This is a genomic window from Heyndrickxia acidicola (genome assembly GCF_001636425.1).
Lineage (GTDB): Bacteria > Bacillota > Bacilli > Bacillales > Bacillaceae_C > Bacillus_AE > Bacillus_AE acidicola.
The window spans coordinates 3,891,742-3,903,313 of sequence record NZ_KV440953.1 but is presented as its reverse complement, the minus strand read 5'-3'; the positions used below and the strand labels follow the sequence as shown (position 1 = coordinate 3,903,313).

Here is an 11,572-nt window from a genome sequence, read left to right as displayed (position 1 = left end):
TAAGGCTTCCTTATGTCTGGTATATTCTTTTATCCCTGCTACTGTTTACAACCGAAATCCATATTTAACTGTTGATTCCCTTCAAGAGGTTCTGGATGGCTGTCCAGGTAGTCTGTAAAAAAGAACAAATGATGCCACAGCTCCTTTTTATACTCTACTGAATACAATAGTTGGGTTTTAGCGTGGTAGTCTCGATCTTCAAATCTAACAAAATAATTTTTCAGGCAGCCCCTGCTCTCTGCAAAACTTTTTCTTTGTTCGAAGAAATTTTCCCTTCCCTTCCTTTGTTTAAGGTACCAGTCGTACCTCTTCTTTTGCCAATCCAAGTGTCATTCTAAGCACCTATCCTTTTAGATTAAATATTCCGAAAACAAACCACAAGTTGATTTCCGCTGCAGGCAAGATTAACTGTGCCCTCATTATAACAAGAAAGAACAAATGTTCGCAACTGTTTTTATCAAAGTTTTTTAGTGCCCTGGAAAATGAATGAAAAAAATTAAAGATAGTTCGTAAGATTGGTATTCACACTGGAAATTTTTCAGGATAAAATGAATAAAGATAGAATATATAAAATTTTTTAAAAATAATTAGCGTTTAAGGGAGAGGATATTTCTGTTAACTTTTACAAAGCCTGATATTAAAAATTTTTACCGTACACTTAACATTCAGGGTTTTGCGGTCAGCCCTGACGAAAAGCAGGTGGTATTCAGTACAAATTTAAATGGGAAATACAATCTGTGGGCAATGGATCTGCCAAATCAATTTCCGTATCCTCTATCATTTATTGATCAGGACTGTCATGGTCTCCGTTACTCGAACGATGGAGCATTTATCATTTGCTCTTTTGACGAGGACGGAAACGAAAATTCACAGATTTATGCCCTCCCATCGCAAGGCGGAGAGCTTGTACCTCTCCGCTATGAAGAGGGACAGCGGTTTATGGATCCCATTTTTGCAAAGGATAATAAAACACTCTACTATACTTCCACAAAAAATAACGAAACCTACCTGAATATTTACTCCTATGACATTGAAGAAGAAACAGAAAAAATAGTTCTAAAAGGAGAAGAAGCACCTACATATCTGGTGACGGTCTCTGAAGACCAGGCGAAGCTGGTCTATCTCAAAGTGTTCGCAAACACTTATATCAAGGGGTATCTCTATGAAAACGGCCAGTCCCATTCCCTTACTCCAGATACAGATGAACAATTTACTGTATTGGACGCTGTTTTCGCCAATGATGAATTGTATTTTGTCACTACGTTTAAAGAAGACTTCTCCTACCTGGCTAAATTTGATTTACATACTCACACGTATTCAAAAATTCTTTCTCTGGACAAAGAAGATGTAACATCGGTTCAGTATTCCAAAGCCAACCATTCCATGTATTTGGTTTCTTCTAAAGGTGTGAATGATTATTTCTATCAATATAGCTTGGCAGACAATAAACTCACGAAGGTGGGCATTCCGGTTTCCGTGGTTCAATCTGTCGTTATTGCAAAGAGCGGTTCCCTTTACTTATCTGGAGGAAGAGCCACTGCTCCAAATAACCTTTTTACAAAGCGTGCCGATGAAAAAGAATGGACGAAACTAACCACTTTGGCTGTTCCGGCCGTTAAAGAAGAAGAATTGGTTGAGCCTGAAATCATTACATATCCTTCCTACGATGGATTGGCGATTGAGGCACTTTTTTTCAAGCCGCATAAAGACCAAGACAACGGATATGTCATTCATTGGCCGCACGGAGGCCCTCAGGCTGCCGAAAGAAATCATTTCCGTTCCTTGTTTCAGTTTCTTGTGAATCGAGGCTACAGTATTTTCGCTCCAAATTTCCGTGGATCAACAGGTTATGGATTGCGTTTCATGAAGCTGGTAGAAGGAGACTGGGGTGATGGTCCTCGTCTGGATAATATCGCGGGCCTTGATTATCTATACGCCAACGGGCTTGCCGATAAGAAAAAAACCCTTCTCTTTGGCGGCAGCTATGGAGGCTACATGGCGTTGCTGCTTCATGGCCGTCACTCAGAGTATTACAAGGCGGTAGTTGATTTATTTGGTCCTTCCGATCTTTTTTCCTTTATTGAGTCAGTGCCAAACCATTGGAAACCTATGATGAAACAATGGGTAGGCGATCCAGTAAAGGACAAGGAAAAACTGATTGCTTTCTCTCCGGTTACCTATCTCGAAGGCATGACAAAGCCGATGCTCATTATCCAGGGAGGCAATGATCCGCGCGTAGTAAGGCAGGAGTCGGATCAGATTGTGGAAGCACTCAAGCAAAAAGGGCGCAATGTCGAATATCTTGTCCTTGATGATGAAGGCCATGGCTTCTCGAAAAAGGACAATGAAATAAAAGTCTACAGCAGGGTTTTGGAATTTTTTAATCAATTTATCAAAGAAGAGGCCCCAGCTGAAACTGTTCCAGCAAAATAACAGTGCTGCCGATTTATCATTTTTTCTCACTAAAAACCCGTCAAATTGGCGGGTTTTTTAAGTTTATAAGTGTACTATTTTATGACGTTTTTCTATATAGCTGGTAAGAATATAAGGTAGTTATCAAGACGACAATTAATAAAATAAGCAAAAAGGATGTCCCTGCTGCTCCTGCTGGCAAAAAGACCGTTAAAACACTCAAGAAGCCTCCTGCCATAAATATTTTCCCTCCAAAGCGGTGCGTTTTTTTCCAGTTTTCCGGGTCATTTAAAGTCCATGGTATGCGTATTCCCATAAAGTAGTTAGGTTTTATTTGCGGCAAATAGTTCCCAATGACGATAAACAATGCACCCACTATCAAGCCGGTAATGCTGCCCATTTTAATGTTATGGCCGAGTGCAGATAAAATGATCAGTATATTAATGGTTAAAAACAAAAGTAACATGGCCATGTTAATAATGAAGTAGCCCCGGGAAAATTTTAAATAATTCTCCTTTTTGGGATCAATCTTCGGTATAACGACTAACAATAGGTATGGCAGGCACATGATTCCGAGTGAAGTAAGCATGGCGCTAAACTTTGTGGCATATCCATTTACTTTTCCATTTAAGTCCCAATGGACAGGCATTTGATCCGGCAGCTTAGAATAAACAGACAACCACAAAATAACAGCTGCTGCAATAAAAATAATGGGAAGAAGATGCTTTTTCATTTTAATCCTCCTGATCCTTTTTATCCTGTACATTCGCAAACCGGAACGCCCAGCTGATAATATCCTGAAATACTGTCGTATTTAATGAATATACGACAAACTGGCCTTTTTTCTCGTCATGTACAAGATCGGCATTCTTTAAAACTTTTAGATGCTGAGAAATGCTTGGTTTTGTCATATTAAAATGCTCTGAAATTTCCCCTGCTGATAAATCCTTTTCCTTTAACAGATCGAGAATTTTTCTTCGGGTGGGATCTGATAATGCTTTGAAGGTATCATTCATAAAACCATCCCTCATTCATTTTAGTATTTAGTTAATTAACTAAATACTAAATCTTTCACATGACTTTGTAAAGCCTAATTTTTCATATATTTTGCTATTTTGAGGATATCAATCTTGGCAGCTCCATACATTTATATAGCAAAGTACTTTTCGTGAGCTTTACTGTTATTTGTACTGGATGTAAGTTGTACGCTTGCTTTCAGTCAAATTTCTTAAAGAATGAACGAAAAATTGCCAGAATGATCTGCTTCGTATTCCTTCGTTTGACTTTTGATTTGGTTGGGAAAACTATTACAAAGGAACTGATTCATTGTACGGCTCTTTTTAAGCTTCGTTCCTTATAATAGGGGATTTTTCCGGTTACAGCCTTGTTGAGCAATGATTTTTATCGGAACAGAGTTAAGGAAAGCCTGCAAACGCACAATGTAAGAATAAACATTGCGTTTAAACGCAAGGGATACAAAACAGCCCTTAGTAAAGGAGGCGTATTGTATGGCAGAAGAAACCATTTTTCTCAGTGGTGCTTCATCCGTCCAGCCAATTCAGCAAATTGAACAGGTTTTAAATCAGCTTGATGGCATTGAAAGAGTATTAGTGGATACTGCAGATGGAGAAGTAAAAGTTGAATTTGATGAAAAAAAAATATCACGGGAGCGCATTTTCATTACCCTGCAGCAGCACAACATTCAATTCTAGCTGAGATCATACTTCAAGTGCATCTCTATACAGAATAATGATCGTCCATACAAATGAAAGAGGGGGCCAGCGAAAAACCGCTGGCCCTCTCTTTCATTTGTATCATTTGTTCTCTTCATTGCGTTAAAGCAAAGAAGGGGTCTGACCCCTTCTTTGCTTTAATGCTGCACTCCACAAAAGGGGTCTGACCCCTTTTGCGGATTTGTCATGCTTTAGATTGAAAGAGGTGCACACTGACAAGCATGAGAAAAGAGATGGCAACCATGCAAATGACCCAAAGCCAAGCAAGCTGCATATTTCCGGCGTCAATCGCAAGGTAAATGGCCGTAGGAGCTGTTTCGGTTTTCCCGGGGATGTTCCCTGCAAACATGAGGGTTGCCCCGAATTCGCCAAGGGCACGGGCAAAGCTTAGAACGGCACCGGAAACCAGGGATTTAGCAGCCAGCGGTACTGAAACAAACAAAAACACCCTGAACTCGTTTGCCCCATCCACACGCGCCGCATTTTCAATATCTCCATCAACCGCTTCAAAGCCTGTTTTAGCCGACTGATACATTAATGGAAAAGCAACAACTGTTGCTGCAATCACAGCTGCCCACCATGTAAAAATAACCGGCTGCTTGAATACCCATTCGACAGCCTGTCCTACAGGGCTATTTTTGCCAAAGACAACAACCAGTAAAAAGCCGACAACTGTGGGAGGCAAAACCAACGGAAGAAGAAAAATAGTGTCTAGCGCTGCCTTCCCTTTAAAACGGACCACCGCCATCCACCTAGCAACAAGGATGCCAAGCACAAACACGATCATTCCTGCTGAAACAGAAATTTCTAGGGACAGAAGGACAGGTGACCAAAAATCCTCCATGATGGCTATTGTACTTCCTTAAATCCGTATTTCTCTAAAATTTTCATCGCTTCGCCGGATTGCAGGTATTGATAAAATTCCTTTGCTTGCTTTAAATGTGAGCTGTTCTTGATAACACCTGCAGGATAAATAATGGGATCATGGCTGCTATCAGGAGCAGTCGCGGCAATTTCAACCTTTTTTGACGTTAATGCATCTGTTTTATACACGATTCCGGCATCCACATTGCCTGTTTCTACATATGTAAGAACCTGGCGTACATCTTTTCCGTATACAATTTTCCCTTGAAGCTGCTTCCAGACATGATCATGCGTCAGCACTTCCTTACCGTATTGGCCTGCCGGAACGGACTCTGGCGTGCCAAGAGCAATTTTTCCGGCTTTCGCTAAATCATTAAAAGAGTGAATATTTGTTGAACCCTTCGGAACGACCAGTACTAAGTCATTTCCTACGATTGCTTTTCCTTCCCCCTTTTTAATGAGCCCTTGCTTCACTAAAAGGTCAAATTTATCCTGTGCGGCAGAAAAAAAGATATCCGCAGGAGCTCCCTGAGAAATTTGCTGCTGCAACGCACCTGATGCGCCAAAATTAAAAGTCAGTTTTGCATCAGGATATTTTTTTTCAAAGGATGGCTTCATGTCAGTCAGCGCATTTTGAAGACTGGCTGCAGCCGAAACCGTCACGTCTGCTTTTTTACTTGAGCTTTGTGCCGAAGACGTTCCGGTTTTACCTTTTGAACTACACCCAGATAACGCAAGAACCATGAGTATTGCTGAAATAAAAACAATATGTAATTTCTTCATCTTTCAACTCCCTTTCTAGCTAATTATAATTAAATATAACTAATTATAACTAGATATAACCAATTGAAAAAGCAATAAGCATGAGCTTTTTCTTTTTTCACACTGATAGGATAAAATAGTAAACGGAGGGATGCACGATGCAGAAAGAGCTTTCCTATACAATAGAAGAAATTGCACAGCTATTAAAGGTATCAAAATTAACCATATATGATTTAGTAAAAAAAGGGGAACTTCCCGTTTTTCGAGTAGGAAGGCAGATAAGAGTTGGAGCAGATGACCTTGACCAGTATATCCAGCTTCAAAAAACCGCTCCATCTCAGAAAATAAAAGCACCGGCACATGTTGAGACAACCGTCCCCGAATTCCCATCAGAATCCATCATCATCAGCGGACAGGATATTGTACTGGATTTACTGGGGAAGCATATAGAGGAGATTTCGGGATTAAAAACCCTCCGCTCTTATGCGGGAAGCCTGAACAGCCTTCTCTCCATGTACCAGGGGAAAGGCGATATTGTAAGTCTGCATCTATATGACGGCGACACAGGCGAATACAATCTTCCTTATGTAAAAAAAATATTGGGCAGCTTTCCTTACATAGTGATTAATTTGCTGTCAAGAAAGGCCGGCTTCTACGTTCAAAAGGGAAATCCAAAGCAGCTAACAGACTGGAAAGACCTTAAACAAAAACAGATCACCCTTGTCAATCGAGAGATTGGTTCCGGTGCGCGTATCCTTCTGGACGAAAAACTGAGAATCCACCAAATACCCGCCAAAAGTATCCATGGCTATAGCAGAATCGAATCCAGCCATATCAGTGTGGCGTCAGCCGTAGCAACCGGTACTGCCGACGTAGGAGTAGGAATTGAAAAAGCCGCAAAGATGGTCGAGGTGGATTTCATTCCCCTTACAATAGAACGCTATGATCTGGTCATTTTAAAGACTCCAGAAAACGCACGTTTAATCCAGGCTGTGAAAGAGTCATTAGCATCAGCTGCCCTGCAGTCTGAAATCCATTCTCTTGGGGACTATGATGTTTCACAAATGGGAAAAGTACTTTATGAAACCCTTTAACGAAGAAAAGCGCAAGCGCCTTGCTCATCGGCGTACGAATTTCAGAGTCTTCGACTGAGATAAAGGAAACACAGCGAGGCCCTTCACGAGCTGATGTTGACTTATCGCAGGGAGTAGACGGAGAAATTCGCTAGCCGATAGGCGCTGGAGCTAGACAATGAAAAGCGCAAGGCATGTTGAGAGGATACGTGGGAATCCTCCGAGAAAAAGAGAGTTAATGAGAACCCCCACGCAGTACCTTGCGACGAGTGCTCTCCGACCGCCTACAAAAAACGAGTGCCTGAAGTGAAAATCAGCCAGCAGGAAATACAGGGCACTGCCTTTACCTCTGTATAAGCCCATTATGAAACTGATCCCAAAGGTAATTGAAGCGGAAGGCACGAGACTCCTGCGGGATCAGCGTGTCAGGGAAGACCCCGCAGGAGCTTGCGACGAGGAGGCTTCCCGTACGCCCCCGCGGAAAGCGAGTGCCTGCAGCAGAAATCAACCTGCTGGATTTACACGGCACTGCCGTTGTCTCTGTTAATGCCCATTATAAAACTGGTCACTTTGTTGATTGAAGCGGAAGGCGCGAGGCTCCTGCGGGATCAGCGTGTCAGGGAAGGCCCCGCAGGAGCTTGCGACGAGGAGGCTTCCCGTACACCCCCGCGGAAAGCGAGTGCCTGCAGCAGAAATCAACCTGCTGGATTGACAGACAAAATCAACAAAGCCAAAATAAGTCTACACCACCCATACCATTACAGCAAACTGCTAATACTCTAATGAGACAAGATGAATTCCTTCTTATCTTCCAATCAATAGGCAAAAAGACATAATCAGCTATTATTTTGTATTACCGCTTCCGCAATATGCCAGAGATGGCTAAACCCTTGTCTACCCAAAATATTCTTATTAATTTTCTTAAAACGTTATAGCCACAGCCATTTAAAAATGGTTTAATAACGTTATACAGAAAGTAACAAAGCTTGCAGTCTCCCTTTGTGATGAGTACTGCCGCTGCCTAAGACAGATTGGGGAAATTTTACTAGAAGAATATTAAAAAGGAAATGAACTTTTTTTCATCATTCATGTCCTTTTATATATAGGAGGAACCCCTGTTGAAAAGGATCCTCCAATCTGTACGGATAAAGAAAAAATTTTTTAGAAAGACGGAGATGATTCAGTGAAAAAAGAGCAAAGGCACTACAACATCTTCCAGAAATTCCAGCGCCGGTTAAAACTGAATTTCCTAAAGCTCTTTCGCTCCCCTGGCGGAGCAAAAAAGGTTTCTCTTGGATTCGCAATCGGGTTCGGTCTTGAGATGTTCGTCATTCCAACCGCATCGCTCATCTACATCCTTTTCTATCCCATCGTAAGGATAGCACGCGGTTCACTGCCCGCCGCCATTATTGGCAATGTAGTAGGAAAACTGACTTTCCTGCCCGTAATTCTGCTCCCATTTGCCAAGAAAATTGGCTCCTTTATCTTTAAAAGCAAGAAAGATCATTCCTCCCTGCATCATCATTCTATTACGGATTTATTACACGGAGATTTTGCGGTCGTCATCGATTTGCTTCATGGAGGGCTCCATATTTTAATTGGAATGGCCATATTCGGCGTCATTCTTGGAGTGATTTCTTACTACGTAGTGGGTTATTTCTATAATAAAGAAAAGCAAAGGCGGATTGCAAAGGTGTCAAATGCAAGAAGCCGGCGTGTAATGGACTAAAAAAAATTCAGCAGCTACCTAATCATTAGGATTCAGCACTGAATTTTTTTTATTTATATACGCCTGCATTTACTTTTCAAACAGGCATGATTCACTTAATGGATGATGCTGATATACGCTTAAATCAATCATTCGCTCATTCATAAATTTTATGCCTTCTGCTTCCAGCTCCATTTTTTGTATCATCAGCGGCTCATCCTCCCGAAAAGCAATTTCCCCCTTTGTATTAAGAACTCTGTGCCAAGGCAGAGCGTGGGCCCTGCTCATGGAATGAAGTATTCTGACAACTTGCCTTGCTCCCCGCGGACTTCCAGCAATACGGGCTACTTGTCCATATGTCATAACCTTGCCTGAGGGAATTTGTTTAATCACTTCAATCGCTCTCTCTGTAAATCTTTCCATAGAAAAGTTCCTCCCTTCGTTTCATCTCTCATTTTTTTCTTCAGCGTCTGTATTCCTCCACCCTCTCTGCCATCCCAATCTTTAATAGCCCATTTCAATATTTCACGAGATACGCTCAATCACACTCTTTGATAGCAGTCATATTGGAGCAAATAATTGCTTTTATTCAGTCTTTTTAATAGTATACTTTCTAAAAAACTCTTAGCCAAAATTATAACATTTTTTTAAAAATCCTTTGACATACCGACTGACGGCACTGAACCTATTATAGGTTTGGTGACTTTCTTTTATGGACTTTATTAATTTATAAGCTCATTTTACAGAAAAAAACCTCCCCAATCAGCTGGGAAGGCTTTACTAGTTTACATACTTGTATTCAGCGGTTTCTTTATATTTCTGTTTGCAAGACTGCTGGCTAAATAGATAGCAAACAGAAGCAGGAGCAGAATGCTGGAAAATCCGAATGTGGCATTGTAGCCGACCAGCCCTGCTACATTGCCGAGCGAAGCCGATCCAATGGCCATGCCCAGGTCCATAAAGCTTAATGACATGGCATTTGCAGTTCCCTTTTTATCAGGCGAAACCCTTTTGACAGCCCATGCCTGGAAGGTAGGCTGCATAACGCCATATGCCACACCATAAAAGATACCGGAGACGGCCAGCATTGAAAAGCTATGGGTACCCGCAAGAAACATAAGGCCAATGACTCCAAAAATGCTTCCGGGATAAATGAGATAGCGGTGGCCCAGGCGGTCAAAAATTTTCCCGGAGAAGGGACGAGTCAGGACCATCATTGCTGCAATAATAAGGAAGAACAAGGACACTTTTCCGCCAAAGTGATTTTCTGTTCCCAAGCCATCGAGAAAGTTTACGATGCCTGAGAAGGTAATGTAGAACAAGCACACTAAAATACAAGGAAGAAATGCCTTTTTATCAAACGCATAATCCACTAATGACTGGTTATTTCTCACAGGACGGGCCGTGGGAGCATTCTTTTTATTTTTAATGAACAGGCTTCCAATGACTGTGAGCACCACAATGACTAGTGACATGGCAATCAGGTTGTTGAAGGAATAGGAATGAACCATAAACAGTGCAACCATGGGGCCGAATGTCGTCCCAAGGCTCGTAGCCATTCCAAAATAACCGATTCCCTCTCCTGTCCGTTCACTTGGAATTAAATTGGTCGCAAGAGTCGCCAAAAGAGTCGTACTGATTCCAAAGCAAATCCCCTGGAGTATGCGCAAAAGAATTAAATAAGAGTAAGCTTCCTGGCCGAAGCTAAGAATGATGGTGACAAGCAAGAAAAGAACAGTGAGAATAAGAGTGGTTTTCATATTGAGCTTATGCATTAAAATTCCGATAAAGGGGCGGGTGATAATTCCCGCAAGCATAAAGGAGGTGGTCATCAATCCGCCTTTTGATGGATCATGCGTTAATCCGCTGACAAAAACGGGAAAGCCGCCCATCAATGCCTGCAGGCCAAGAAAAAATAAAAAGGTAATGAGTATGATAAGTACATACTGCCAAGTCCACAATTTTGTTGGTTCCTGTTGTTCCAAAATACAATCCTTCTTTCTAATAATTGGTTTATAGCGGCTGTTTTCACAAGACATTTATAACGTATACATGCCGAAATACATGCTTAGATTGCATTACGACTCAAAGCGAGGTTTACTCATAAAAGTCGCTAGTGAAAAGGGCGAGTAAAAGAAAAAACGCCTGTAAGGCATTTTAAAGAGAGGTCTTTACTGCAGATTTTGCAGGGGATTTTTAAAGAAGATCTCTTGCAGGGCTCACATTCTCGCCCAAATATCGATTCACACTTTGTTCGTGTAATGCTACTCCTGCAGCTCCTTAATGTTTTGCTGAATTTGCAGCAGGACTTCCATAAAGTTATCTAGCTGCTCTTTGGATAAATGGTTTAAGATTTTTTCATATAGGCCTTCAATATCCGGTATTACTTTCTCAACCAGCCTTCGTCCTTCATCAGTAATTTGAATACAAAAAGAACGTCGGTCTTCTGGATTGGGAAGCCTTACAATGAAATGATTCTGTTCAAGCAAATCCAATATCTTGGTGAGTGTAGCCTGGTCTTTATCTGTCCTTTGTGACAATTCCTTTTGATTGATGCCGCTGACGAATGACAGCTGTTTTAATACTGTCCATTGTTCAGCTGTAACATTGTAGGCTTTGAGTGATTTACTGACAAGTGCCTTGATTTTTTTGCTGGTGGTCGATGCGGTAAAACCTATATCATCCTTTAACATACATGATTCAGCTCCTTACCTTTCTTATTATACGCTTAAATATTATATGCGTAAATATAATTTGTATACAAACTATTTGAGGCAGTTTAGCAATTGCATGAAGCTCATTGAGCGTGCTCTTATCTTCCTGCTGGTTGGTTTACGCTGCAGCTTTCCGCTGAGCGGCCGGAAGCCTTCTCGTTCTAGCTCCTGTGGGGGGCTTCCTATGCCAGCTTTTCCAGCAGGAGTCTCGCACCTTCCTCTCCAATCAACCTTTGAGTTAAATCAAATTGGGAATTGTACATAGATAGAGACTGCGTTCTGTTTATCCTGCTGGGTTGATTTCCG

At 41.5% G+C, this 11,572-nt stretch carries 12 protein-coding genes; 5 read left to right on the top strand and 7 right to left on the bottom strand.

What is annotated here, in order from left to right; all coding sequences use genetic code 11:
- Positions 1 to 699: 699 nt before the first annotated feature.
- A complete protein-coding gene (locus A5N88_RS18260; RefSeq protein WP_328006920.1) occupies positions 700 to 2,433 on the top strand; it encodes a S9 family peptidase in 1,734 nt (577 codons plus the stop codon).
- A gap of 79 nt (positions 2,434 to 2,512) precedes the next feature.
- Here A5N88_RS18260 and A5N88_RS18255 read toward each other — a convergent pair whose 3' ends face one another.
- Entirely contained in the window at positions 2,513 to 3,145 is a 633-nt protein-coding gene (locus tag A5N88_RS18255) for an SdpI family protein (protein ID WP_066268617.1), read from the bottom strand.
- Position 3,146: 1 nt separating this feature from the next.
- Positions 3,147 to 3,428 (bottom strand): autorepressor SdpR family transcription factor, encoded by a 282-nt coding sequence (locus A5N88_RS18250; protein WP_066268613.1) that lies wholly within the window; start codon positions 3,426 to 3,428, stop codon positions 3,147 to 3,149.
- 492 nt (positions 3,429 to 3,920) lie between these two features.
- Between A5N88_RS18250 and A5N88_RS18245 the strand changes: the two genes are divergently transcribed.
- Positions 3,921 to 4,124, top strand: a complete 204-nt coding sequence (locus A5N88_RS18245; protein WP_066268611.1) for a heavy-metal-associated domain-containing protein — start codon at positions 3,921 to 3,923, stop codon at positions 4,122 to 4,124.
- A 205-nt stretch (positions 4,125 to 4,329) separates the two neighbouring features.
- On the opposite strand, the gene modB is transcribed toward A5N88_RS18245, so the two are convergent.
- Together modB and modA are read right to left on the bottom strand one after the other, a co-directional pair.
- Positions 4,330 to 4,992 (bottom strand): molybdate ABC transporter permease subunit, encoded by a 663-nt coding sequence (gene modB, locus A5N88_RS18240; RefSeq protein WP_066268610.1) that lies wholly within the window; start codon positions 4,990 to 4,992, stop codon positions 4,330 to 4,332.
- Positions 4,993 to 4,994: 2 nt separating this feature from the next.
- On the bottom strand, positions 4,995 to 5,792 hold the full coding sequence (gene modA / locus A5N88_RS18235) for a molybdate ABC transporter substrate-binding protein (RefSeq protein WP_066268608.1): 798 nt from the start codon (positions 5,790 to 5,792) through the stop codon (positions 4,995 to 4,997).
- Between the two features lie 137 nt (positions 5,793 to 5,929).
- Here modA and A5N88_RS18230 point away from each other — a divergent pair, with 137 nt between their 5' ends.
- The 3 genes from A5N88_RS18230 to A5N88_RS18225 all read left to right on the top strand — a co-directional run bounded on the left by A5N88_RS18230 (position 5,930) and on the right by A5N88_RS18225 (position 8,573).
- A complete protein-coding gene (locus A5N88_RS18230) occupies positions 5,930 to 6,865 on the top strand; it encodes a substrate-binding domain-containing protein (RefSeq protein ID WP_066268605.1) in 936 nt (311 codons plus the stop codon).
- A gap of 401 nt (positions 6,866 to 7,266) precedes the next feature.
- A complete protein-coding gene (locus tag A5N88_RS25085; RefSeq protein ID WP_157090719.1) occupies positions 7,267 to 7,425 on the top strand; it encodes a hypothetical protein in 159 nt (52 codons plus the stop codon).
- Between the two features lie 602 nt (positions 7,426 to 8,027).
- The gene (locus A5N88_RS18225) at positions 8,028 to 8,573 is read left to right on the top strand and encodes a DUF2062 domain-containing protein (protein WP_066268603.1); all 546 of its coding nucleotides are present in this window, start codon (positions 8,028 to 8,030) and stop codon (positions 8,571 to 8,573) included.
- Between the two features lie 69 nt (positions 8,574 to 8,642).
- On the opposite strand, the gene A5N88_RS18220 is transcribed toward A5N88_RS18225, so the two are convergent.
- The 3 genes from A5N88_RS18220 to A5N88_RS18210 form a co-directional block, all read right to left on the bottom strand.
- The gene (locus A5N88_RS18220; protein ID WP_066268602.1) at positions 8,643 to 8,975 is read right to left on the bottom strand and encodes an MGMT family protein; all 333 of its coding nucleotides are present in this window, start codon (positions 8,973 to 8,975) and stop codon (positions 8,643 to 8,645) included.
- Positions 8,976 to 9,337: 362 nt separating this feature from the next.
- On the bottom strand, positions 9,338 to 10,537 hold the full coding sequence (locus A5N88_RS18215; RefSeq protein WP_066268599.1) for an MFS transporter: 1,200 nt from the start codon (positions 10,535 to 10,537) through the stop codon (positions 9,338 to 9,340).
- Between the two features lie 279 nt (positions 10,538 to 10,816).
- Positions 10,817 to 11,245: a MarR family winged helix-turn-helix transcriptional regulator gene (locus A5N88_RS18210; protein ID WP_066268598.1), complete on the bottom strand. Its 429-nt coding sequence runs from the start codon at positions 11,243 to 11,245 to the stop codon at positions 10,817 to 10,819.
- Between the last annotated feature and the right edge of the window lie 327 nt (positions 11,246 to 11,572).

Bases quoted from the DNA above. Each gene is read 5' to 3' on its own strand.
- modA (WP_066268608.1), bottom strand. From the start codon at position 5,792: ATGAAGAAATTACATATTGTTTTTATTTCAGCAATACTCATGGTTCTT.
- A5N88_RS18255 (WP_066268617.1), bottom strand. From the start codon at position 3,145: ATGAAAAAGCATCTTCTTCCCATTATTTTTATTGCAGCAGCTGTTATT.
- A5N88_RS18210 (WP_066268598.1), bottom strand. From the start codon at position 11,245: ATGTTAAAGGATGATATAGGTTTTACCGCATCGACCACCAGCAAAAAA.
- A5N88_RS18250 (WP_066268613.1), bottom strand. From the start codon at position 3,428: ATGAATGATACCTTCAAAGCATTATCAGATCCCACCCGAAGAAAAATT.
- A5N88_RS18220 (WP_066268602.1), bottom strand. From the start codon at position 8,975: ATGGAAAGATTTACAGAGAGAGCGATTGAAGTGATTAAACAAATTCCC.
- A5N88_RS18230 (WP_066268605.1), top strand. From the start codon at position 5,930: ATGCAGAAAGAGCTTTCCTATACAATAGAAGAAATTGCACAGCTATTA.
- A5N88_RS18245 (WP_066268611.1), top strand. From the start codon at position 3,921: ATGGCAGAAGAAACCATTTTTCTCAGTGGTGCTTCATCCGTCCAGCCA.